This window comes from Bacillus sp. FSL K6-0994 (genome assembly GCF_038630815.1).
GTDB lineage: Bacteria > Bacillota > Bacilli > Bacillales > Bacillaceae > Bacillus > Bacillus safensis.
The window spans coordinates 2868735-2893219 of sequence record NZ_CP152043.1; the positions used below are offsets into that span (position 1 = coordinate 2868735).

General features: G+C 40.8%; 24 protein-coding genes. 17 read left to right on the plus strand and 7 right to left on the minus strand.

The window, feature by feature from the left end; translation table 11 throughout:
- The first annotated feature begins 69 nt into the window (after window positions 1-69).
- The 3 genes from MHB69_RS15110 to MHB69_RS15120 all read left to right on the plus strand — a co-directional run bounded on the left by MHB69_RS15110 (window position 70) and on the right by MHB69_RS15120 (window position 3686).
- On the plus strand, window positions 70-1248 hold the full coding sequence (locus MHB69_RS15110; RefSeq protein ID WP_269199624.1) for an MFS transporter: 1179 nt from the start codon (window positions 70-72) through the stop codon (window positions 1246-1248).
- A 107-nt stretch (window positions 1249-1355) separates the two neighbouring features.
- Window positions 1356-3257 (plus strand): transglycosylase domain-containing protein, encoded by a 1902-nt coding sequence (locus MHB69_RS15115; RefSeq protein ID WP_051627354.1) that lies wholly within the window; start codon window positions 1356-1358, stop codon window positions 3255-3257.
- 18 nt (window positions 3258-3275) lie between these two features.
- Complete coding sequence (locus tag MHB69_RS15120; protein ID WP_024425932.1) at window positions 3276-3686, plus strand: thiol-disulfide oxidoreductase DCC family protein; 411 nt, start codon at window positions 3276-3278, stop codon at window positions 3684-3686.
- Window positions 3687-3728: 42 nt separating this feature from the next.
- On the opposite strand, the gene MHB69_RS15125 is transcribed toward MHB69_RS15120, so the two are convergent.
- Complete coding sequence (locus tag MHB69_RS15125; RefSeq protein WP_024423305.1) at window positions 3729-4286, minus strand: YufK family protein; 558 nt, start codon at window positions 4284-4286, stop codon at window positions 3729-3731.
- Between the two features lie 185 nt (window positions 4287-4471).
- On the opposite strand from MHB69_RS15125, the gene malK reads away from it, so the two are divergent.
- The 7 genes from malK to MHB69_RS15160 all read left to right on the plus strand — a co-directional run bounded on the left by malK (window position 4472) and on the right by MHB69_RS15160 (window position 13455).
- Window positions 4472-6070: a malate sensor histidine kinase MalK gene (gene malK, locus MHB69_RS15130; protein WP_024425933.1), complete on the plus strand. Its 1599-nt coding sequence runs from the start codon at window positions 4472-4474 to the stop codon at window positions 6068-6070.
- A complete protein-coding gene (locus MHB69_RS15135) occupies window positions 6063-6770 on the plus strand; it encodes a response regulator (RefSeq protein ID WP_024423307.1) in 708 nt (235 codons plus the stop codon). The genes malK and MHB69_RS15135 overlap by 8 nt, the downstream gene beginning before the upstream one ends.
- Window positions 6771-7164: 394 nt before the next feature.
- Window positions 7165-8247: a BMP family protein gene (locus MHB69_RS15140; RefSeq protein WP_024425935.1), complete on the plus strand. Its 1083-nt coding sequence runs from the start codon at window positions 7165-7167 to the stop codon at window positions 8245-8247.
- Between the two features lie 159 nt (window positions 8248-8406).
- Window positions 8407-9942 carry an ABC transporter ATP-binding protein gene (locus tag MHB69_RS15145; protein WP_024425936.1) on the plus strand — a complete coding sequence of 512 codons (1536 nt, stop codon included), beginning with the start codon at window positions 8407-8409 and terminating at the stop codon, window positions 9940-9942.
- Complete coding sequence (locus MHB69_RS15150) at window positions 9935-10981, plus strand: ABC transporter permease (protein ID WP_034282555.1); 1047 nt, start codon at window positions 9935-9937, stop codon at window positions 10979-10981. Before MHB69_RS15145 ends, MHB69_RS15150 begins: the two co-directional genes overlap by 8 nt.
- Window positions 10982-11941, plus strand: a complete 960-nt coding sequence (locus tag MHB69_RS15155) for an ABC transporter permease (protein WP_024423311.1) — start codon at window positions 10982-10984, stop codon at window positions 11939-11941. It begins immediately after the preceding gene.
- Between the two features lie 176 nt (window positions 11942-12117).
- Window positions 12118-13455, plus strand: a complete 1338-nt coding sequence (locus tag MHB69_RS15160; protein WP_034282557.1) for a 2-hydroxycarboxylate transporter family protein — start codon at window positions 12118-12120, stop codon at window positions 13453-13455.
- Window positions 13456-13529: 74 nt separating this feature from the next.
- Here MHB69_RS15160 and MHB69_RS15165 read toward each other — a convergent pair whose 3' ends face one another.
- Window positions 13530-13739: a hypothetical protein gene (locus MHB69_RS15165; RefSeq protein ID WP_024423313.1), complete on the minus strand. Its 210-nt coding sequence runs from the start codon at window positions 13737-13739 to the stop codon at window positions 13530-13532.
- A gap of 218 nt (window positions 13740-13957) precedes the next feature.
- Here MHB69_RS15165 and MHB69_RS15170 point away from each other — a divergent pair, with 218 nt between their 5' ends.
- The 7 genes from MHB69_RS15170 to mnhG are packed head-to-tail and all read left to right on the plus strand — an operon-like array spanning window position 13958 to window position 19728.
- Window positions 13958-16363, plus strand: coding sequence for a Na+/H+ antiporter subunit A (locus MHB69_RS15170; protein WP_034282561.1), 2406 nt, complete (start codon window positions 13958-13960; stop codon window positions 16361-16363).
- Window positions 16360-16791 (plus strand): Na(+)/H(+) antiporter subunit B, encoded by a 432-nt coding sequence (locus MHB69_RS15175; RefSeq protein WP_024423315.1) that lies wholly within the window; start codon window positions 16360-16362, stop codon window positions 16789-16791. Before MHB69_RS15170 ends, MHB69_RS15175 begins: the two co-directional genes overlap by 4 nt.
- The gene (locus tag MHB69_RS15180) at window positions 16791-17132 is read left to right on the plus strand and encodes a Na(+)/H(+) antiporter subunit C (protein ID WP_024423316.1); all 342 of its coding nucleotides are present in this window, start codon (window positions 16791-16793) and stop codon (window positions 17130-17132) included. The genes MHB69_RS15175 and MHB69_RS15180 overlap by 1 nt, the downstream gene beginning before the upstream one ends.
- A complete protein-coding gene (locus tag MHB69_RS15185; RefSeq protein ID WP_034282562.1) occupies window positions 17125-18603 on the plus strand; it encodes a Na+/H+ antiporter subunit D in 1479 nt (492 codons plus the stop codon). Before MHB69_RS15180 ends, MHB69_RS15185 begins: the two co-directional genes overlap by 8 nt.
- 6 nt (window positions 18604-18609) lie before the next feature.
- Window positions 18610-19089 (plus strand): Na+/H+ antiporter subunit E, encoded by a 480-nt coding sequence (locus tag MHB69_RS15190; protein WP_024425941.1) that lies wholly within the window; start codon window positions 18610-18612, stop codon window positions 19087-19089.
- Window positions 19089-19370 (plus strand): Na(+)/H(+) antiporter subunit F1, encoded by a 282-nt coding sequence (locus MHB69_RS15195; RefSeq protein WP_024425942.1) that lies wholly within the window; start codon window positions 19089-19091, stop codon window positions 19368-19370. Before MHB69_RS15190 ends, MHB69_RS15195 begins: the two co-directional genes overlap by 1 nt.
- A complete protein-coding gene (gene mnhG / locus MHB69_RS15200; RefSeq protein ID WP_024423320.1) occupies window positions 19354-19728 on the plus strand; it encodes a monovalent cation/H(+) antiporter subunit G in 375 nt (124 codons plus the stop codon). The genes MHB69_RS15195 and mnhG overlap by 17 nt, the downstream gene beginning before the upstream one ends.
- A 92-nt stretch (window positions 19729-19820) precedes the next feature.
- Here mnhG and MHB69_RS15205 read toward each other — a convergent pair whose 3' ends face one another.
- From MHB69_RS15205 to MHB69_RS15225, 5 genes are all read right to left on the minus strand, one after another.
- Window positions 19821-20210, minus strand: a complete 390-nt coding sequence (locus MHB69_RS15205; RefSeq protein ID WP_024423321.1) for a hotdog fold thioesterase — start codon at window positions 20208-20210, stop codon at window positions 19821-19823.
- A gap of 23 nt (window positions 20211-20233) precedes the next feature.
- The gene (locus tag MHB69_RS15210) at window positions 20234-20875 is read right to left on the minus strand and encodes a response regulator transcription factor (RefSeq protein WP_034282566.1); all 642 of its coding nucleotides are present in this window, start codon (window positions 20873-20875) and stop codon (window positions 20234-20236) included.
- 80 nt (window positions 20876-20955) lie between these two features.
- Window positions 20956-23262: an ATP-binding protein gene (locus MHB69_RS15215; protein ID WP_339240207.1), complete on the minus strand. Its 2307-nt coding sequence runs from the start codon at window positions 23260-23262 to the stop codon at window positions 20956-20958.
- A 13-nt stretch (window positions 23263-23275) separates the two neighbouring features.
- Window positions 23276-23455, minus strand: coding sequence for a competence pheromone ComX (comX, locus tag MHB69_RS15220; protein WP_313960228.1), 180 nt, complete (start codon window positions 23453-23455; stop codon window positions 23276-23278).
- Window positions 23424-24347: a polyprenyl synthetase family protein gene (locus MHB69_RS15225; RefSeq protein WP_342495740.1), complete on the minus strand. Its 924-nt coding sequence runs from the start codon at window positions 24345-24347 to the stop codon at window positions 23424-23426. The genes comX and MHB69_RS15225 overlap by 32 nt, the downstream gene beginning before the upstream one ends.
- Between the last annotated feature and the right edge of the window lie 138 nt (window positions 24348-24485).

The following is a 24485-nucleotide window of genomic DNA, read 5'->3' on the forward strand; positions in this document are numbered from 1 at the left end:
TTATTAAGGAACACGAAATAAATAAAGAAGGTGGTCTCTATCACAAACAGGAAGAAAAACTTGTACATCATGTGGTTTGTGAACTTTTTTGTATCTGCGAGTATTACAATGATCGTCCCTTTTTTATCACTTTACATAGAATCTCTTGATAGCAGCTATTCAAATGAATTTGTTCAAAGATGGAGCGGATATGTCTTTGGGGTCACGTTTTTAACAGCCTTCCTGATTTCTCCGATTTGGGGGCGGATTGGCGACCGGCATGGCTATAAAAAGATATTATTAATTAACGGTATTGGCATCGCCACAAGTATTCTATTAATGGGGCTTGTGCACACCGTGTATCAGCTATTTGCACTAAGGCTCTTCATGGGGCTTGTCACAGGCTTTATCTCGACTTCAATGGCACTGATTTCTGCACAGACTGAAAAGGCAACTGCTGGTAAAACCCTTGGAACGATGCAGATGAGTAATGTCGCCGGAGGATTGTTTGGTCCGTTAATGGGCGGATTCATGGCAGACAGCGTCGGATTTATTTATACGTTTTTCCTCACAGCGGCTGTCATTTATGTGTCAGCTATTGTGATTGTCTTCGGAGTAAAGGAACAGCCGATCCGGTCAAAAGAAGCAAAGCGAGTTTCTTACTCACGGAAGGATGTACTCATTCACATTTTCAATCAGCCTTTGCTTGTGGTCACGATGCTTTTAACGTTTATTACGCAGGTAGGGAACTTTAGCATACAGCCGCTTTTGGCTTTATACATTCATGATTTACATGGTCCTGTCAATCTCGCTTTTTATGCGGGGCTTGCTTTTTCTGCAACTGGACTTGGCAATTTGCTGTTCACGCGAAAATGGGGGGATCTCGGAGATCGAATTGGTCACGACAAGGTGCTGCTTGCCCTTCTCATCCTCTCCTCTATTTTATTCATCCCGCAAGCGATGGCGGATTCATACGTCATGTTAGTCATTTTCCGTTTCCTATACGGGATGGCACTTGGCGGAATTATTCCGTGTACGACGGCGTATATCCGGATCAAAGCACCTGCTTCTATGCAAGGGGAAGTGCTCGGATACAATGTCAGCTTCCGTTTTCTTGGGAATGTCGTCGGTCCGGTGATCGGCGGCATTGTGGCGAGTCATTACGGGATTCCAGCTGTCTTTTATGTCACTGCCGGCATTTTTCTGTTTGGTGCGTTATTTTTATGGGCGGTCCGCTCGCATGCGAAGACGAATGAAAGGAGTGTCTGATCATCTTCAGATACTCTTTTTTCTTGCGTAAAAGCCTTATTCACTAGACTTCACGCCCATTCTTTTCTAAAAATAACCTTCTCGTATTCGCAAAAGAATGGTACGATATGGCTAGAAAATTGAAGAAAGTGAGTGACCTCATGTTTCGTGCAATCATTGGTTGGTTATTACTTGCTGCCCTCATCCCACTATTTGTTCTGACTTTTTATCTATCAAAGGAAGAAGCTGCAAGTGTAAAGCCTGTTAACGAAGTGCTTGATCAAAAAATCAAGCTGGAAAAGATAGATTTTTCCCAAAACAGTTATATGTATGACCGGGATGGTTCTCTTATCTCCGAGATCGTCTCAAACGATGAGAACCGGGTGTTCGTGAAATACGATAAAATCCCTGAACCTGTGAAGGAGCTGTTCCTTCGTTCAGAGGACCGCAACTTTTATGACCATAAGGGAATTGACTTTATGGGGGTTGTTCGTGCCCTTGCTGCAAACGTCAAAAACCATGGCATCAGCCAAGGAGCGAGTACGATCACACAGCAGCTGTCCCGCAACTTATATTTAAGCCATGAACGTTCGTTCAGCCGAAAGTTTACGGAGCTGCTCTATTCCTATGAACTTGAGCGGAAATTCTCGAAGGATGAAATTCTCGAAAGCTATTTAAATACGATTTATTTCAGTAATGGTGTTTACGGTGTCGGTTCTGCGGCTAATTACTATTTTGATAAGCCGCTTAGTTCTTTAACACTTGCACAAATGGCATTTATCTCTGCTATTCCAAACAACCCAACACTGTATGACCCATTAAAGCAGTTCAAGCACACAAAGAAACGCCAAGAACGACTGCTTGGTATTTTGAAGAAAGATGGCGTCATCACCAAAAAGCAATACAAAAAAGCCGTCAAAGAAAAAATCAGCCTTTCTTTAAGTGAAAAGAAAAACCTATACCCTGACTATGTGACATATGCCAATGAAGAGTTTACCGATCTTGTGTCTGATCAGGAGGGCTTTACAAAACGATTGAAGAAAGCCAAAACAACTGAAGCGAAAAAGGCGATTCAAAAAGAATTATCCGAAAAGGTCAGTGCCCTGCTCCAGGATGGTGTGAAAATTTATACGGCGCTTGATCCTTCCTTACAGCAAAGAGCCGTCTATCAGCTCAATGCTCAATTGCCTTACCAAGGTGTGGAAGGCGGATCAGCCGTCATTAATCATGAAACGCATCAAATTGTTGCACTTGCTGGCGGGAAAAACTATAAAAAATTTGATTTTAACTACGCTTATCAAGCGCAAAGACAGCCTGGTTCTGCAATTAAACCGCTTTTAGACTATGCACCTTATATTGATCTAACCGGCGCAACGGCTTCAAGCACCATCAGTGCCGGCAAGTTTTGCAGCAGCGGATACTGTCCGCAGAACTATAATCATAAAACGTATGGTACAGTCACACTTGAAACAGCCTTTAAACATTCTTACAATACCCCTGCGATCCGAATGCTGGATACAGTAGGTGTCAAAAAAGGCTTCAGCTATTTAGAGAAGTTCTCATTTGAGCATATTGTAGCGGATGATTACCGCCTTCCTTCTGCACTTGGCGGATTTACGAAAGGCTTCTCACCGCTAGAAATAACAGATGCATATACCGTCTTTGGCAACCAAGGAGCCTACACACAAAGTCATTCGATCACAAAAGTGACAGACTTAAACGGTAAGACCCTTTACAAGTGGAAAGAGTCGCCAAAGCAAGTATATTCTCAGCGTACAAATGAAACGATGCGTAAGCTGCTTACCTCCGTTGTGAAAAGTGGGACAGGGAAAAAAGCGAATTTCAATGCCCCTTACATCGGTGGTAAAACAGGGACATCCAATGACTACAAAGATATTTGGTTTGTGGGACTGACAGATCAGTACACAATGGGTGTCTGGGTCGGAAGAGATAGAGGAACGGTCGAATCGATTTACAATTCAAGCCCGCACTTACGTATTTGGAAAAATACGATGCAATACGCCAGATAAACAGGAGGTTTGATTGCGATGCATTCAACACATCCACCCCATTTAATTTTATTTGACGGTGTCTGCAACGTGTGCAGCGGCGCTGTTCAGTTTGTGATTAAGCGCGATCCGAATGAACGGATGATGTTCGCTTCATTACAATCAGATACAGGGCAGCGTATTTTAAAGGAAAACGGTTTGCCTTTAGATGAGTTCAATTCATTCATTTATATCGAAAAAGGGACCCTGTATACGAAATCGACAGGCATCTTAAAAGCCGCGCGGCATTTAAAAGGAATCTACAGATGGAGCTTTTTACTCCTTGCCATACCTCGCCCAATCCGTGATTGGTTTTATCAGCTGATGGCAAAAAATCGCTATAAATGGTTTGGTCAAAAAACATCTTGTATGATGCCTACACCCGATATTCAAAAGCGGTTTCTTTCATAAAAAAAGCATCCTCCATCATTGGAGGATGCTTTCTTTGTCTGCTTATGAAGGCAGACTTGCCATCACACTGTTATAAAGCTTAATAAATAAGTACAAAATACCGATCAAAAACGTCGCCCAAAACAGCAGAATAAACATCATAAATCCAATCAAATTCAGCATAGAAAGCGATTGATAAATGCGAACCACAACCCAGATAAAATAGACAAGACTTGCTAATGCAAAAAGTCCAACAAGCAGAATGAGCTGCTGCGTCAACAGAAATGCTAGCAAGCTGGCAAATAAATAAACAACGGATGCAATCCGAATTTTCTTTAAGTTCTCCCCTTCAGGGTCCTTAGCGAAAAAGAGCAGCGCCAGCTCTAATACCGTATCTGCAATCAGTTTTAAGGCAGATAAGATCATAAAATAAACAAGTGCAAAAGCAGCAAAGAGAGCAAGACGAATGCCCTGTTCAGAGAAAAATTCAAGCATTCCTTTTAAAATGCCTGCTTGAGTCAAGAAATCAGTCGTGATACCTACTGTGAAAATCGAAAAAGCAGAGCTGAATAGTAAAATTGAAATCAGCGGAAAATATCCAGTCAAATATGTATTTTTCATAAATAGATCCTTTCTCATAAGCTCACATTTATTATGGCTCACTTAAAACGGATTGACAAGATGCTTTCAAAGTAAACTGACAGCAAAATCAAATTTATGATTTTGCACGTACATTCCTTCACAAACTTACATTTTCCCGTTAAAGTATTACTGTTACGAAAAAATCGTGCGTTAGGGGTATACTCGTGAAAAAAACTTTAAGACTGCAAACACGGCTGACGATCTTTGTGTGCATCGTTGTCCTGATCTCCCTTTGTATCACATTCTTTACGATATGGTCGGAAACAGCCAAGAACATCCATCAGCAGGAACGTGACATTGCTCTCTCTACTGCCAAAATGGTCGCAGAGGCACCGATCACCGCACAATCATTAGAAAATCATTCATATTCCGCATTACGAAAATATACAACAAGTGTTCAGCAAATCACCAAAACCGAATTCGTTGTCGTCATGGATATGAACGGTATCCGCAAAACACACCCGAATCCGCAGAAGATTGGAAAGCGGTTTGCCGGCGGTGATGAAAAAGCAGCATTACAGGGAAAAGAACATATTAGTACGGCTTCTGGAACACTCGGCAGATCCATGCGTGCTTTTGTTCCTGTTTATGATCAAAATGGAAAGCAGCTTGGGGCTGTGGCCGTCGGGATTACGTTAAAGGAAATTGACTTGATTATTCATCAAAGCTTACTTCCACTCTACTTCGTCACATCACTCAGCCTTCTATCTGGCATCATTGGAGCACTCATCGTGGCAAGAAAAGTGAAGAAGATTATGTTTGGACTTGAGCCGGATGAGATCGCTACATTGTTAAAAGAACGAAGTGCCATGCTAGAATCAACAAAAGAAGGGATTCTTGCCGTCGATCAGCACGGTAAAATCAAACTGGCCAATGCAGAGGCAAAACGGCTCTTTCATAATATGGGCATTATGGTTGATCCTAGAGAACAAGATGTTCAAACTCTCCTCCCTTCAAGCGGCTTAAAACAGGTCATTGAAACACGCAAGCCGCTGCTTGATCGTGACGTGAGAATGAATGGACTGGAGCTCGTCTTTAATGAAGTGCCAATTACGGTAAAAGGTGAAATTGTCGGAGCCATCGCCACCTTCCGTGACAAAACAGAAGTGAAACATCTGGCTGAGCAGCTTAGCGGGGTCAAAATGTATGCGAATGCGCTCCGTGCCCAGTCACATGAATTTATGAACAAGCTGCATGTCATTTTAGGGTTGGTTCAGCTCAAAAACTACGATGACCTTGGCACCTATATCAAAGATATTGCGATCTATCAGCAAACGGAAACAAATGAAATCATCAACCATGTGAAAAACTCTGTTTTAGCAGGATTTTTACTAGGAAAACAAAGCTATATCAGGGAACAAGGCGCTGCCTTGGAGGTTATTTGCAGCACACAAGTGCCAAATACGGAGGACCCGGCAGTGACGCATGATCTCATTACCGTGATTGGCAACTTGTTAAATAACGCACTCGATGCTGTTTCACATACTGACACGAAAAACATCTCGATCTCCTTCAGATACGTCCATGAGCAGCTTCACATTGAAATCACGGACACAGGTGTTGGTCTCACGAAAGAAGAACAAGACATCATGTTTGATCAAGGCTTTTCAACTAAAGGAGAAGACCGAGGGTTCGGACTCTACTTCGTTGACCAAAGCATCAAGAAATTGAACGGACATATGATTGTCACGAGTGAAAAAGGAGAAGGAACGACCTTTAGTCTCCGCATTCCATATAAACAAAAGGAGGATTCACATGATTAATGTGTTAATAGTAGAAGATGATCCAATGGTTGGGGAGCTGAACAAACGCTACCTGACCCAAATCGACGGCTTTGAGTTAAAGGGGATTGCCACCTCCTTTCAGCAGGCACTTGAAGTGTTAAAAACAGAAGTCATACACCTCGTCCTGCTCGATATTTATATGCCTGGTCAAAATGGACTGGCATTACTAACAGAAATTCGCCAGCAAAATCATGCCGTTGATGTCATTGTCATTTCGGCTGCAAATGAAGTCGATGTTGTACAGCAAACGATGCGAAACGGAGCAGTTGATTATTTAATTAAGCCTTTTGAGTTCGAACGATTCCAATCAGCACTGGCAGAGTACAAACGGAAACACGCCCTGTATCAATCCATGAACAGCATTTCGCAAAATGATTTAGATGCGAAGCTTTTTCATAAAAAAGCAGAGGCGGAAAAAGTCCTCTTGCCAAAAGGACTGACCAAAAGCACACTTAAACTCATCTGGACAAGCATTCAATCATTTGGCCAGCAGGCTTTCACAACTGAAGACCTAGCCAATCATACAGAAATCTCTCAAGTCTCCATTAGAAAATACTTGAAGTTCCTTGAGGATATCGAAGTGGTGGATGTTGAAATGGCATATGGGACAATTGGACGTCCTGTTTTCCAATATAAACTGAACACGAGCAATATGAATTTGATTCAGCAATATCTTTAAAATACTACATCTGACCTTTCACAAAGGCCAGATGTTTTTTTATGGCATACGATGTAACAAACCCCTTGATATCAGTAGTTCTGCTGTAGCGGAGCACATCACAAAAGCGGCATTATATCATATTTCAGCAGATAAAAAGACATCAAATAAACCCATTTAACATTTTTTTAAAAATAAAACAAATTTCTATTTATTTATTCGATCGGAAATGATAAATTATGATTGATTAGTTCAACGAGATATAAGTCTGATGTCTTACATCTTCTCTCCTGCCCTCCATAAGTTTCATGAGAAAGCAGGATAAAATACCCTCTTCAGAAGGGTGAGAAGTGATAGTTCGGTCTTTTTTCGCGAGACTTTTCTGAAACTTTTAAATTTTATAGGGGGTTATGTTTTGAAGAAGCGCAAAATTGGACTAGCATTGTCCTTAGTCGTAGCAGCAGGAACCATCCTTGGAGCATGCGGCAACTCTGGCTCAAACAGCGGTGAAAGCAAAAAAGATAAAGATCAATTCACTGTTGCAATGGTAACTGATGTCGGTGGTGTCGATGACAAATCGTTTAACCAATCAGCTTGGGAAGGTTTACAAGCATTTGGGAAAGACAACAATCTAAAAAAAGGTAAAAACGGCTTTGATTACTTACAATCTAAATCAGATGCTGACTATACAACAAACTTAAACACACTTGCTCGTGAGAAATTCGACTTGATTTACGGAATTGGTTTCTTAATGGAAGATGCTATTTCTGAAATTGCGGATCAACGTAAGAAAAACCACTTTGCGATCGTTGATGCAGTCGTGAAAAAAGACAACGTAGCCAGCATTGTATTTAACGAAAACGAAGGATCATTCCTTGTGGGTGTTGCGGCTGCTCTTTCTACAAAATCAAACAAAATTGGATTCGTAGGCGGCGTTGATTCTGAATTAGTCAGAAAATTCGAAGTTGGCTTCCGCGCAGGTGTTGAAGCAGCTAATCCGAAAGCAAAAGTTGAAGTGAAATATGCCGGTGCATTCGATAAGGCTGACATCGGGAAAGCAACAGCTGAAAGCATGTACAAATCTGGCGTCGACATCATCTATCATGCTGCTGGCGGCACTGGAACTGGTGTCTTCACAGAAGCGAAAAACCTGAAAAAAGCAGATCCTAACCGTAAAGTTTGGGTTATCGGTGTAGATAAAGACCAGTATGACGAAGGAAAAGTACCTGGAACAAAACAAAGTGTCACCCTTACTTCTATGGTTAAGAAAGTAGACACAGCGGTACAAGACTTAACAACGAAAGCAAAAGAAGGTAAGTTCCCTGGCGGTGAAGTGATCACATACGGTCTGAAAGAAGGCGCTCTTGACATCTCTCCATCTAAGGAAAACCTTGATAAAGATGTATTAAAGAAAGTTGAAGAATGGAAACAAAAAATCATCAAGGGTGAAGTGAAAATCCCTGCAACACGTGATGAACTAAAAGATTTTAAAGCTTAATTTGAGCAGCGGGATAAGCGTGCCTTATCCCCTTGCCTCTCCTTTACCTCCTCTTTATTCGTAAAAGGTGGTAAAAGAAAAGCTGCAGCCTCGTTTTGCAGCTTTTCTTTTGCTAGTTTTTATCTTCATCAGCACCCTAAAAAAGGAGCGGTTAAACCTGTGGATTATGTCATTGAAATGTTGAATATACGCAAAGAATTCCCTGGCATTGTAGCAAACGACAACATTACGCTGCAGCTAAAAAAGGGCGAAATTCATGCGCTGCTTGGTGAAAACGGCGCTGGAAAATCAACGCTCATGAACGTGCTTTTCGGACTGTACCAGCCTGAAAAAGGTGAAATCAAGGTACACGGAAAACCTGTGACCATCTCTAGTCCAAATGATGCTAGTGATTTAGGCATCGGAATGGTGCATCAGCACTTTATGCTTGTCGATACCTTCACTGTCGCTGAAAACATCATTTTAGGTAAAGAGCCCAAGAAGTTTGGAAAGATTGACAAAGAACAAGCCATACAGCAAGTACAAGAGCTTTCTGACCGCTATGGTTTGAAAATAGATCCTGCCGCAAAAGTATCTGACATCTCTGTCGGCATGCAGCAGCGTGCAGAAATTTTAAAAACACTTTACCGCGGCGCTGACATTTTGATCTTCGACGAACCAACGGCCGTTTTAACACCTCAAGAAATCAAAGAACTCATACAAATTATGAAAAACTTAATCAATGAAGGCAAATCCATTATTTTAATCACCCATAAGCTGAAAGAAATTATGGATGCCTGTCATCGCGTGACCATTATCCGAAAAGGCCAAGGCATTCGTACACTTGATGTGGCAAGTACAAATAAAGACGAACTGGCAAGCCTCATGGTTGGCCGTGAAGTGTCATTTAAAACAGATAAAAAAGCTGCTTCTCCAGCTGAGGAGGTTCTTCAAATTCAAGACCTCACAGTAAAAGACGCCAGAGGAATTGAAGCGGTCAAACAGTTGAACCTCTCAGTGAAGGCTGGCGAAATTGTCGGAATTGCTGGGGTAGATGGCAATGGCCAGTCTGAATTAATTGAAGCCATTACCGGTCTAAAGAAATCAGAATCTGGCACGATCATGCTAAACGGGAAAGCCATTCAAAATCTCCCGCCTCGTAAAGTGACCGAATCCGGGATTGGACATATTCCTCAGGATCGTCATAAACATGGACTTGTACTCGATTTTTCAATTGGAGAAAACATTTCCTTACAAACGTATTATCAGCGTCCTTATTCAAAATTCGGATTATTGAATATGAAAAATATTTATCAAAAAGCAAAACGAATCATTGCGGAATATGACGTCAGAACACCGAGTGAATATACAGAAGCGCGCGCTCTGTCAGGCGGTAACCAGCAAAAAGCCATTATCGGCCGTGAAGTTGACCGCAATCCTGATTTATTAATTGCCGCTCAGCCGACACGTGGACTTGATGTTGGTGCGATTGAATTTGTTCATAAACGTCTAATCGAGCAAAGAGACGCAGGCAAAGCCGTTTTGCTCATCTCCTTTGAGCTTGATGAAATTATCAATGTCAGTGATAAAATCGCTGTTATTTTCGAAGGCAGCATTGTGGCCATTGTTGATCCAAAAGAAACAACAGAGCAAGAGCTTGGTCTATTAATGGCTGGAAGTACGCAACAGGAAGTGGGGAAAGAAGCAAATGTCTAATCGCTTAACAAATCTGCTGATTCCGCTTATAGCCATTGTACTTGGTCTTTTGGTTGGGGCCATTATTATGATGGCAAGCGGTTATAGTGTCATCGAAGGCTATAGCGCCCTTTGGAATGGCGTTTTCGGTGAAACCTATTATATGGGAGAAACCATCAGGCAAGTGACACCTTATATTTTATCAGGGCTTGCTGTTGCCTTTGCATTTCGGACAGGCCTGTTTAATATCGGTGTAGAAGGTCAAATGCTTGTTGGCTGGGTAGCTGCTGTATGGATTGGAACAACAGTCCATGCACCTATGTATATTCATCTGCCGCTTGCACTCATCACCGCAGCTGCTGCAGGTGCTTTATGGGGCTTTATTCCTGGATTTTTAAAAGCTCGTTTTTATGTGCATGAGGTCATCGTTACTATCATGATGAACTACATCGCCCTTCATGTCACAAACTATTTAATCTCAAATGTCTTAACAGATAATAAAGATAAAACAGATAAAATCGATGCCACTGCGTCGCTCCGCTCTGGATTTTTTGAGCAGATCACTGATTTTTCCCGAATGCATAACGGTATTTTTGTTGCCATTATTGCTGCGGTCGTAATGTGGATCATTATTCAAAAAACGTCTAAAGGGTTTGAATTACGAGCAGTTGGTATGAACCAGCAGGCATCACATTATGCTGGTATGAACGTTCGCCGCAATATCATTTATGCGATGCTCATTTCAGGTGCTTTTGCAGGTCTTGCAGGCGCTATGGAAGGTCTTGGTACATTTGAATATGCTTCTATTAAAGGCTCGTTTACAGGCGTAGGTTTTGATGGAATTGCAGTCGCTTTATTAGGTGGAAATACGGCTGTTGGTGTTGTCCTTGCTGCATTATTGCTTGGTGGATTGAAGGTCGGTGCATTAAATATGCCGCTTGAATCAGGCGTACCGACTGAGGTTGTTGATATTGTCATTGCGATCATCATTCTTTTCGTCGCCTCAAGCTATATTATCCGTCTTGTGATTCAACAAATGAAGAAAAAGGGGGGAAAATAAGTGGGATTTCTGCAAATACTTGAAATCATCGTCCCAGCTACACTTGTTTATGCTGCACCACTTATTTTAACCGCTCTTGGAGGCGTCTTTTCAGAAAGATCAGGTGTTGTCAATATCGGTCTTGAAGGGTTGATGGTCGTCGGAGCATTTTCCAGTATTATCTTTAACTTATTTTTTGCTGATACGTTTGGAGCCTTGACCCCGTGGCTTGGGCTTCTCGTCGGAATGGCCGTTGGCGGTTTGTTCTCACTGATTCATGCAGTGGCGACCATTACCTTCCGAGCTGATCAAACGGTCAGTGGTGTGGCGATTAACATGCTGGCACTTGGCGCAACATTGTTTGTCGTCAAACTGATTTATGGGAAAGCACAAACTGATAAAATTACAGAGCCTTTCTATAAAGGAGATATCCCCCTTTTAAGTGACATTCCGATCATTGGTGATATTTTCTTTAAAGATGTTTATTATACGTCTATACTCGCCTTAGCTCTTGCGGTTGTTGCTTGGTTTGTTTTATTTAAAATGCCGTTTGGTCTTCGTCTTCGTGCAGTCGGAGAGCACCCAATGGCAGCTGATACAATGGGTATCAAAGTGTATCGGATGCGTTATATCGCTGTTTTCATTAGTGGACTGTTTGGCGGTCTTGGCGGAGCTGTTTATGCCTCAACGATCGCGCTTGATTTCTCACATGCCACCATTACTGGACAAGGCTTCATCGCACTAGCTGCGCTTGTATTCGGTAAATGGCATCCATTTGGCGCAATGGGCGCCGCTTTATTCTTTGGATTTGCTCAAAGTTTAAGCATCATTGGCTCTCTCCTGCCGCTGTTCCAAGATATACCGAATGTGTATATGCTCATAGCACCATATGTGCTCACCATTTTAGCACTTACTGGCTTCATCGGACGTGCCGATGCACCGAAAGCACTTGGTACGCCTTATCTAAAAGGAAAACGATAAATACGATGTATGATCAATCCTCTGAAGGACAAACTATCTTCAGGGGATTTTTGTATGATAAAAAACTCAAAAACTCCTGTTTATTTTACTTTTATTACACTTATTTTAGTTTAATAAATAGAAGAGTGTCATTGAATCTTCTACAATTGAGACAAATAGCATTTGGGGGTGTTTATGTGGCTAATGCACAACAATTGAAATCGATTACAAACGATTCTGACAATAATAAAAGCGTTTTCCGTAAGATCATGTCTTGGAAAATTGGTGTTATTGATCTACCTGTGTATTTAGTACTTGCAGCGATTATTTTAACTGCCGCTTATTTTAATAAAATTCCAGCAAATATGCTTGGTGGTTTCGCTGTTATTATGATTTTGGGGATTTTCCTTGGAGATGTAGGACAACGTATTCCAATCTTAAAAGATATTGGTGGACCGGCGATTCTTTCTTTATTCGTACCATCGTTCCTGGTCTTTTTTAATGTTCTGAATCCGAACTCATTGGAAGCGGTTACGTCTCTTATGAAAACGTCGAACTTCCTTTACTTCTATATTTCTGCTCTTGTAGTAGGTAGTATTCTTGGGATGCAGCGAACGGTTTTAGTACAAGGCCTTATTCGTATGTTTGTTCCTCTAGTTGCAGGTACAATTGCAGCTGTGAGTGCTGGTATCCTTGTTGGCCTTTTAGTTGGTTACACACCGCATCATTCATTCTTCTTTATTATTGTACCGATTATTGCCGGTGGTGTTGGTGAAGGGATTTTGCCATTATCTATCGCTTATTCACAAATTCTTGATGTGTCAGCAGAGTCATTAATTTCTCAATTAATTCCTGCGGCTGTCATTGGGAATGTCATTGCCATTATCTGTGCTGGTGCAATGAAAAAGCTTGGTGAGAAACGTCCTGAACTGAACGGGAATGGCCGTCTTGTGAAATCTAAAGAAGCAAACGAAATTTTCGAACAGCCAGATATGGATGCAAAAGTTGATTTCGGGTTAATGGGTGCTGGTGTACTCGTTGCTTGTACAACCTTCATCTTTGGTGGTTTGTTAGAAAGCTTTGTTCATATTCCAGGTCCAATCTTAATGATTGTTCTTGCTGCTTTAATCAAATACTTAAACGTAATGCCTCAGCATCTTCAAAATGGCTCACAGCAGTTCTACAAGTTTGTATCAAGAAGTTTTACATGGCCGCTAATGGTTGGTCTCGGTATTCTGTACATTCCACTTGATGATGTAGCAACTGTCATCTCCATTCCATTCGTATGCGTATGTATCGCTGTTGTACTCGCAATGGTTGGTTCTGGTTACTTCGTTGGAAAACTAATGAACATGTATCCAGTAGAATCAGCTATTGTCACTGGCTGTCACAGCGGACTTGGCGGTACTGGTGACGTTGCCATTCTTTCAGCTTCTGGGAGAATGGGTCTTATGCCTTTCGCACAAGTATCTACACGGCTTGGCGGAGCAGCAACAGTCATCTGTGCAACGATCTTACTCAGAATGTTTAGTTAAACATTCACACAAAAAAAGCATGGGCTCTCACATGGACCCATGCTTTTTTTATATTTCTTTTCTCCTATAGGATCTTATTCATCAGCTAATACAATTCGTAAATATTCCCTGGGCTGAAAAGGATACAGCTTGGTTTCTTGATAGCTCATGTGAAGAAGATGCTCAGAAAACAGCGGCCATTCACTCCCGGCCTGCCACCTTTTTTGATCATTTCGGTCAATCAAGAATGCTCCTCCTAAAATCGTGCAGAATAGGCTTAAGCTGATGGCGATCTTTCGTTTCATTTGATCAGCTCCTTTAAGAAAAGCATGTACGAAAAACAAAACAATATACAATGAGTATCATTTTTGATAAAATTATTTTGTGGTCAAAAGAACCTAAAATAAATACAGTTTGCTTGAAATCGTTTCAAACCAATGCACTATGGCTGTATTTACGCTATAATTTTAATTACCAGTTCTTTAGAACGTGAATTTATATTGATCAAAGGAGGTTCATTTTCTTGCAGCTTATTCACTTCGCCATCCTATCACCTTTTTTACTCGCTTTTGTTGTACCTTTCCTTTACAAATATGTGAGACGTATACATACAGGATGGTTTGTTCTCATCTTGCCGATTCTTTTATTTACCTATTTCATCCAAATGTTACACATCACTTCGAATGGACGAACGCTTTTCTCACAGGCTGAATGGATTCCATCTTTAGGGATGAATTTCACTGTGTATGTCGATGGTCTCAGCCTGTTATTTGCTTTATTAATTACAGGTATCGGCTCATTAGTGGTGCTGTACAGTATTTTCTACTTATCAAAGGAAAAAGAACAGCTTGGCTCTTTCTACACGTATTTGCTCATGTTTATGACCGCGATGCTGGGTGTCGTTCTTTCTGACAACATGGTCGTTCTATACTTGTTTTGGGAGTTAACGAGTATCTCTTCCTTCCTCTTAATTGGGTATTGGTATAAGCGGGACCGCTCTAGGTATGGAGCAACGAAATCACTGCTTATTACTGTTTTTGGCGGATTAGCTATGCTTGGCGGCTTCATCCTCATTTACCTGATTACTGATTCATTCAGTATTCGTGAAGCAGTGAATCAGCTTCAGCTCATTATGGCATCACCTTATTTTATCCCTGCCATGATCCTAATCTTACTAGGTGCCTTTACGAAATCAGCGCAGTTCCCATTCTATATCTGGCTGCCTGATGCAATGGAAGCACCGACCCCTGTGAGCAGTTATCTGCATTCTGCTACGATGGTGAAAGCCGGTATTTATCTTGTTGCCCGCTTCAGTCCAATCTTTGCTATATCAGAGGTATGGTTCTGGACCATTTCCATCGTGGGACTTGTCACATTATTCTGGGGATCATTCCACGCCGTCCGGCAAAACGATTTGAAAGCCATTCTGGCCTATTCGACAGTGAGTCAGCTCGGCATGATTATGCTCATGCTTGGCGTCGGCGCAGCTGCGATTCATGAAAACAATCCTGCCTTTTTTGGCGCAGCCGTTCTTGCAGCTATTTTTCACCTCATTAACCATGCTACGTTTAAAGGCAGTCTCTTTATGGCAGCTGGTATTATCGATCATGAAACAGGAACTCGTGACATTCGGAAATTAGGCGGATTAATGACGATCATGCCGATTACCTTCACCATTACGTTAATCGGTACATTTTCAATGGCCGGATTACCGCCATTTAACGGTTTCTTAAGTAAAGAGCTATTTTTCACAAGTATGATACGGATTTCCGATATCAGCTTTACGGACGTTTCAACATGGGGTGCCATCTTCCCAGCACTCGCTTGGCTCGCTAGTGTCTTTACGTTCATTTATAGTATGATGCTCCTCTTTAAAACTTTTAGAGGCCGTCTGAATATAGACCAATTGGAGAAAAAACCGCATGAAGCACCGATCGGCATGCTCATTCCGCCCATCATTCTAGCTGCACTTGTGGTCACCTTCTTCTTTTTCCCTAATATTCTTGCCTATTCTGTCATTGAACCCGCAATTGCGGCGATCATTCCTGAAGCGATTGAAACAGGAAGCCGGTTTTCTGTAAAAATTGAAGCATGGCATGGCTTCCAGCCAGAACTCTATATGACAATAGGTGTTGTTGTACTCGGCACAATCGGCTACTTGACGCTTTCAAAATGGCGTCCAATATACAACATCTTTAAGGAAAAATGGTCATTTAACGCTTTATACGACCGCTCTCTTATCGGTTTGGAAAAAGGTTCATACCGCCTGACAAACAGTTATATGACTGGTTTTCTTCGTGACTATCTTGTCTATGTGTTTGGGTTCATGATTATCGTCATTGGCGGCGTGATGTTTTATCAGCAGGCCTTTTCATTTCAAACAGATCAGGCTGCCTCAATTGGCACGTATGAGGTGATTCTTTCACTTGTGATGGTGGCGGCGACGATTGCCACAGTATTCGCAAGCTCACGATTAACAGCTATTATTGCTCTAGGTGTAATGGGCTACACGCTGTCACTATTCTTCGTGATTTTCAGAGCACCTGACCTTGCGCTGACGCAGTTGATTATTGAAACGATTTCAGTCGCACTGTTTTTGCTTTGCTTCTATCATTTGCCGAAGCTGAGCTTAAAGCAAAAAACGAGAAGATTCAAAATGACCAATTTCATCATTTCTTTAGGTGTTGGGGTTGTTGTCACTTGTCTAGCCTTCGCTTCCACAAGTCAGCAGTCACTTGACACCATCTCAACTTACTTTATTGAAAACAGCTACAAACTTGCTGGCGGTGACAATATTGTTAATGTCATTCTTGTAGATTTCAGGGGCTTTGATACCCTTTTTGAAATTACCGTGCTCGCCATTGCGGCACTTGGTATTTATGGGTTATTAAAAACACAAGTAAAACGGAAGAGAGGTGTGCGGCGATGAGAAAGATTGATACGAATGATATGCTTTTGCAAGTCACAACAAAAATCACAGCATTCATCATCTTGCTTTTCTCCCTTCACCTATTTCTTGCAGGACATAACAATCCTGGCGGCGGATTCATTGGCGGCCTGATGAGTGCTGCGGCTGTCGTTCTTCTGCTTTTAGCCTATGATCTGAAAACAGTAAGACGCATTTTGCCATTTGACTTTATTTATGTAACTGGAGCCGGTTTGCTCGTTGCGATCCTGACAGGTATGGGATCCTTTCTATTCGGTGCACCTTTTCTATCCCATGCATTTGATTATTTTCAATTACCGTTTTTAGGAAAAACAGAACTAGCGACAGCCGTCCTGTTTGATATCGGTGTGTATTTGGTTGTTGTCGGTGTCACCATGACCATTATTCAAATGATTGGAGAGAAGGAATAATGGAATTTCTAATGTCTATTATCGTCGGAATTATTTTTATGGCGGCGACCTATTTGATGCTGTCAAAGAGCCTTCTGCGGGTCATCGTCGGTACTGCTGTTTTGAGTCACGGCGTCCACTTGCTTCTTTTAACAATGGGCGGTTTAAAAAAAGGAGCGCCTCCCGTTCTAAAAGAGGGGCTCACATCCTATGTAGATCCATTACCACAAGCATTAATTTTAACAGCCATTGTCATTGCTTTTGGTGTGACATCCTTATTACTTGTCATGGCCTTCCGTGCCTTCCAAGAGCTGCGAACAGATGACATGGATCAAATGAGAGGAAATGATCAGCATGAATAATCTCGTGATCCTGCCTATTTTAATTCCATTACTAGCTGCTACACTGTTGATCTTTATGAATAAAAACATCATGCTGTCAAGAGTCTTTAGTGTCTTGGCATCTCTTTCAGCCATTATATGTAATGCATATTTGGTTCAAACGATTTTCACAAATGGGATACAAACCCTTTATTTGGGCGGCTGGAAAGCACCATTTGGGATTGCCCTTGTGGCCGATCAATTTGCTGCACTCCTTGTACTGACCGCTTCCGTTGTCGGGCTTGTGACAGTCTTCTTCTCCTTTCAAACGATTGGGAAAGAAAGAGAGCGTCTCTTCTATTATTCTGGCGTGCAGTTTTTGTTAGCTGGCGTGAGCGGAGCCTTTTTAACAGGAGATATTTTCAACCTGTTTGTATTCTTTGAATTACTGCTGATGGCGTCTTATATGCTCATTGTATTAGGCGGATCAAAGCCTCAGCTTCGTGAATCACTCAAATATATTGTGTTTAATATCATCTCGTCGGCATTATTTATTGTCGGAGTCGCCTGTTTATATGCAGTGACGGGTACGCTCAATATGGCTGATTTAAGTGTGAAAATAGCTGAATCAGGGCAAACAGGGCTAATCACTGTTATTTCCATCCTGTTCCTCATTGTATTCGGCTTAAAAGCTGGGATCTTCCCGCTTTATTTCTGGCTGCCAGGATCGTATCACGCGCCGCCAGCAGCGATTTCAGCTCTATTTGGGGCTTTGCTGACAAAGGTTGGCTTATATGCGATTGCCAGAGTCTTTACATTAATTTTTATACACGATACAGGCTTCACCCATACACTCATGGCGTGGCTTGCCGCACTGACGGTGATATTCGGTGTGATAGGCTCGATCGCCTATTCTGATGTGCAGAAGATCGTGATTTATAACATTGTCACAGCTGTTGGGGTCATTTTGTTTGGATTTGCAGCCAACACACCTGCATCACTCCAAGGTGCCATTTATTATCTCATTCACGACATGGTGATCAAAGGGGCTTTATTTATGCTGGCAGGTGCCCTCTTTGTGTATGCTGGTACAAATCAACTGAAAAAAATGGGCGGACTGATTCAATCCCAGCCTCTATTAGGATGGATGTTCTTCATATCGGCTTTATCGCTTGCAGGAATTCCGCCGCTGAGTGGCTTTGTTGGAAAACTAAAAATTGTGGAAGGTGGATTTTCTGCTGGACACATGACGTTTTCTATCCTGATCTTACTGTCCAGTCTTCTTGTCCTCTACTCTATTATGAAGATTTTCATGTCCGCATTTTGGGGCGAGGAACAGGATATGCGAAGAAGAAAGCCGTCAATTAAAGGAATGGTGTACCCTGGCGTACTGCTTGTCGTCTTATCGCTTGCCATTGGGTTAGGGACAGAGTTCATTGCCCCTTATATCAATCAAGCAGCGGAAATGCTCTCTACACCAGAAAAATATATTCAAGCTGTGCTGAAGGAGTAGATGAACATGGCCTTTCAAATATTACTAAACGCACTCCTCGCCTTTACATGGATGTTTATGAATGATACATACAGAGCCGCAGACTTTGTATCAGGTTTTGCATTAGGGATGATCGCCATTTTTATGCTGCGTCGATTTTTCCCGCAGCGTTTTTACGGCTATGCCCTTTATGCGATTTTCAAGCTGATCATCATTTTTATTCGCGAGCTGCTTCTTGCCAATTTAAGTGTATTAAAGACCGTATTATCTCCAAAGCTCACGATTAAGCCCGGTATTTTCGCCTTTCGTACGGACTTGAAAACAGATTGGGAAATCACCATACTGGCAAATATGATTACATTGACACCAGGTACACTAGTGATTGATATTTCCGATGATCGGTCCATTTTATACATTCATGCGATGGATATTGAAGATGCTGAAAAAGCCATTCACGATATCCGGGTTTCATTTGAAAAAGCGATTCAGGAGGTGAGCGGTAAGTAATGGAACTCATTTTGCAAATGTCACTTGGCATTCTTGCGCTGTCTACTTTGCTTTTTGTGATACGAGTGATCAAAGGTCCCTCTATTCCTGATCGCGTGAGTGCACTTGATGCGATAGGAATCAATTTAATTGGGATGACAGCCATCGTTTCAATTTTACTGAAAACCACTGCATTCTTTGAGATTATTTTACTGCTCGGCATCCTTGCCTTTATCGGTACTGTCGCTTTTTCCAAATTCCTTGAGAAAGGGGAAGTGATTGAAAATGATCGTCATCGCTAAAGCCATCGTGATTTTCTTTATCCTGCTAGGCGCTATCCTCTGTTTAATTTCAGCCATTGGTGTCCTTCGCCTGCCGGATGTTTACACACGTATGCATGCTGCATCAAAAGCATCGACCCTTGGCGTTGTTCTGATTTTAGTAGGTGTGTTTTTTCACGAATGGTTTCTTGCAGGCGTTATTTCTGCAAAAATCCTTCTCGGGATCGTATTCATCTTCCTGACAGCACCAGTCGGCGCGCACTTGATCGGAAGAGCCGCGTACAATACTGGTGTTAAGCTCGACAAGCGCAGTGTCCAAGATGATTATGGCGGTTTCCGTAACTTTGTGATTAAGCGAAAAGAAGATTCTTATTTATAAAAAGCAAAAAAGAATGGCCTGCCATGTTGGGCCATTCTTTTTTTATCGCTCAACAGCATACAAAAAAAGCTTCCGCTGCACCGGGAGCTTTTTTATATGCGATCAATGACAGCAAGTGTGCATCTTGACGTACAGATGTGCCGGTCTCGATCATCTTTTATATCGATTTGAAATACCATTGTACGCCGTCCTACATGTACTGGAACAGCTGTCGCTGTCACCACTCCATCGCGTACAGATTTTAAATGATTGGCATTGATTTCAATACCTGAGCAAACTTGCTGCGTTAAGTCCAAATGAGCAGCAGCCCCCATGCTCGCCACTGTTTCTGCTAGAGCAGCAGATGCTCCCCCGTGCAGCAGTCCAAATGGCTGTTTTGTTCTGTGATCGACTGGCATTGTTGCAACGCATCGTGATTTATTGCACTCTACAATCTCAATGCCTAGTGCCTCAAGCAGAGTATTTGATCCGCTCACATCCATTAAGGCCCTCTCCCTTCACACGTTTACAGCACACTTTCAGACTTGGCAATTAACACCGCTTCTGTACGAGATCCAACATTCAGCTTATTAAAGATGGATGTCAAACTGTACTCAATTGACCGTTTGCTCAAATGAAGCACATCGGCAATCTCCTGGTTCGTGTATCCTTTTTCCACTTCTCTAAGGATCAAACACTCCCGTTCGGTTAAGAGCTCGTGATCAGTCTGCTGCGCCTGTTCTGGCTTTTCTTGCTGCTGTGAAATTAATTTCTTTAAATAGGACAGCTGAATGACAACTTCCCCTTGCAATGTGCGGTGTATGTATTCAATAATTTTGTCTTTCGTCTCTGTTTTACTAATTGCACCGTGTAATCCAGCCCGAATAGCCTCTTCAAAATAATCATCTACTTCATACCCTGTATAAATGATAATTTTCACTTGATGGTTGGTTTCTAAAATTTGTTTCGCAATGTCCATTCCATTGATATCCCCGAGATTTAAATCCATTAAAATCACATCATAGATGGAAAAGTCATGCGTCTTTAAAAAGGCGGCTTCTGCATCAGGACTTAAACAATCGACTGATAGCTGCTGGTCTGATTCTAATATGCTTTTTGTCCCTTCCATGACAGCCGGATGATCATCAATGACCAATATCTTCTTCATGTCTTCCTCCCTTTAAATCACTCACTTCCATTTTATATAAAAGACTTGGCTGATGCCAAGTCTTAATCCTTAATAAATCGTTACAATTCCATTTCAATTTTCACCTTGAGCCCTTTTTCCGGGGCTGTGTGAATTTGAAGCTTTCCATTTAACGCTTTCACTCTTTCTCTAATTCCCGACAGACCCATGCTCATTGTGTGCTGATCAAGATGACTGGCATCAAAACCGACTCCATCATCCTCATAGTGAAGAACAACCTGATCTTTAATACAAATCAGCATCACTAACACTTGAGTGGCTTTTGAGTGCTTCAGGGCGTTGGATAACAGTTCCTGAACAATTCGGTAAATATTCAGCTGTGAATCAATATCAATGTCCAATTCTTTATCAAAGCGTGTCGTATTCAGCCTAATATGAAACGGTGCTTCCTCCTGGATTTGAGAAGTCAGCTTCGATATCGCCTTTACTAAACCTAAATCATACAGCAGCTGCGGCCGAAGCTCATGACACGTTTCTCTCGTCGTTTGAATCACTTTGGACATTTGATCATTCCAAGAGATAAGCGAATTTTCAATAGATGTCGGGCATTGGTTGTTTTGGAAATTCGTTAAAAACATCTCCGACTGCCTTTTTAGTGATATCAAGTCCTGCAGCACGGAATCATGAAGATCTCTCGCTAAATCTGAACGCTGCTTTTCTTCCATAGCAAACATGATTTTCTTCAACCATGCAGGATTGGCCTCGCGCTGTTTCAAATCGTCAAGGTGCTCCATCAATTCTTCGATCTTGACGACATTTTCTAAACTGACACTTGTATAAAAGGCTAATGTTTTTAGCCAAGAAATCTCATCACGCGTTAATTTCGGTGTCCGTAAATTAGATAAACAGCAAATCACAAAAGAGTGACCGCCCCGCTCACCAATTTTCATCATGAATCCTTTATCAAGCGCAATGATTTTTCCAACTTCATCTAATATATCTTGAAATTGATCCACATAATCTTTCCATAGCTGGCTTTCTTCTATTGATTCATCAATTTCAACAATTTGTCCATCTGCCTTCACTTCAAGCACAAAGGCTTTGTTCACAACAAGTACTTCTAAGATGATGTATTTTAAATGATACAATACTTGATGAAGTGATGATGCCTCACGAATAAGCTGTGTAAATTTAAATACACTATCCTGATAATTATGCTTCTCTGAAAAACGCTTCAATCGAAAACGGAAATCGATAATTTCTTTAAAGTAGAAGACGGTGAGCATAAGAATGTACGTGATAATCGTAAATTTCACTGTATAGAAATTTGCATTTGGCTTTTGAATAAAATCAAAAATAACAACCACTAGTATTGTTGGTGTAATCGCTAATAAACCGTAGTATTTAATCCTCCCCATAAAGAAATCAACATTATACAGCTTATTTGACATAAATTGATAGACTAAGAAAAAAGGAATTAAAAGAACAAACGATGCAACAACATAAGGTGAAATAAAATATATACCAAAAAAATAAGGAATGATAAAAAATAGCATGAATGGACTGAATGCTGAGATTAAAATGAGTGCAAATGCTCGAAGTACATTGCTGACTTCATTGTCTTTCAATTTTTTAGCAGCCCTTATAGTGATAATAATCGAAAAGAAAGCCAGAACAAAAAATGAAAGTAAATTGACATATGCTAATATATCTACTGGTCCTGCTTTATTTTTATAGAATAAAACTAATAAAACGTTAGTAACTGGAACTAGATACAAATAAAAAAGAACTCGACGACGAATAATTTCTGTTCCTAATTCTTTTAAATATTGATACATAAAGTGCATATATAGTGGAGGTACACTATTCATTGTAACGATTACAAGAATACGACTGATAGCCTCTCCTTTTCCAGAGCCACCAGAACTTACATAACCTATAGACACCGCCAAAAGAAATAAAGCTAAAATATAAGCTGACTCTTTTTGGTTTGCTTTATTCATTTTTAAAATCATAAATATACAAAATAGACAGATGGAATAAAGAATGACTGGTATTAGATAAATAAACAGATTCGCTTGACTCAATAACCTTACATTCTCTAAATCAATTTTATCACCATGTCTATCAACGACTAAACTTTTAACATTAGCTAAAAAACCTCTTTTAACTTCTTCAACTGGTTTTTTATTCCCATTCACTTCAAGTATGATATCGCCTTTCCTAACTCCAGCTAGATAGCTATCTGTAAAATTATCGACATCCACTACCTCAAGTTGACCGTGACTATTTTCCTTAACAGCTGCTCCAACAAAAATATTAAATACGTTGATATAAGAGATGTAAATCACATAGATGAAGCTAAGAATTACTAATATAACTGTTAACTTAGAGTAAAACTTTCTCATAATATATATCTACTCAAGCAGTTGACCATATGATTGCTTTAATAACGTCTTCTTTCTGGAATCCGTCAACAATTATACTTGCAGTTTCTTGATCAACGTGAAGCAATGATGCGTTCCCATTAACGATTTGATTTAATGTTGAAGGATTCTCCACTAAATAACTAACCAATTCCTGAATTTTCATCTTCTCCATCTCCAATTAAAAAGAGTATCAGTTTTTTCTTTTTTGAAGCCTCTAAATGAAGTTTCTTGAACGCTTCTTTACACTTATTTCTGAGAAGGTTTCTCATAATAAATACATATTGTTGAGCACCTGATTTCTTTAATTTATCCTTTAATTCTTCAGAGCCGACGCTCTTATCCTTTGATTGAAAATAACTGAGCAAGTCTGAACTAGATGGATTAAACTCATTTTTCAAATAAACTAGCGGTAATGTTTGCATTCTTTTAAAGTCAATATTATCTTTATTAAAAAGACCTAGATAGTCATTTTCAAGCTGCTCTGCCATGCCTAGATAATAAGCATATTGTTCTACATTTTTTTCAAAAGAACCTGTTGCCAAGATAACCCCTAACATACAGGGTAACACAAACAGTGATCCTGCCTTTAATCTCATGATATTTAAACAATCCTGCTCATTCTCCGGCTCCACTGTCATATCCAAATGCTGTCCTTGCATTGACTGAATGGAATAAGAGTATACACTGTTTAAAAGCTCCGTTGCATGATCAAGCTTTGAAAAGACTTCAAAGCTCAATGCAAAAAGAACATTTGCCGCATTCATCGCAACTCCGCTCTGACACTTCATCCAAGGATACGAATCATTGTCCTGATCTTCAATATCATCTAATATATCGGCAGCTAAGATGAGAAGTTCAATCCCTGCTGCCAGTTTTGTAATCGCTTGCTTGTCTTGACCGCCAAATGCCACATAATGCTGGTAAGCCAATTGTCCAAAAGGAAATTCATTCTTTATATCTGTAAATTCATGAAGCAGCTTTTGTAAATCATTCTGCCTGACTGCATGTTGAATAAAATCAGACATATTCTGCTTGATTTTTGTATTCTCTAGATAGTTTAGCATACTCGATCTTGTACCTCACCCTTCCGCCTTTTATTTTACTAAAAAGACATGAGCAAATGTCCACTGACATCACTATTTAACAATTATATAATAATATATCCTTTTTTTGTATGTATTTGGATAAAAAAAAGACTTGAT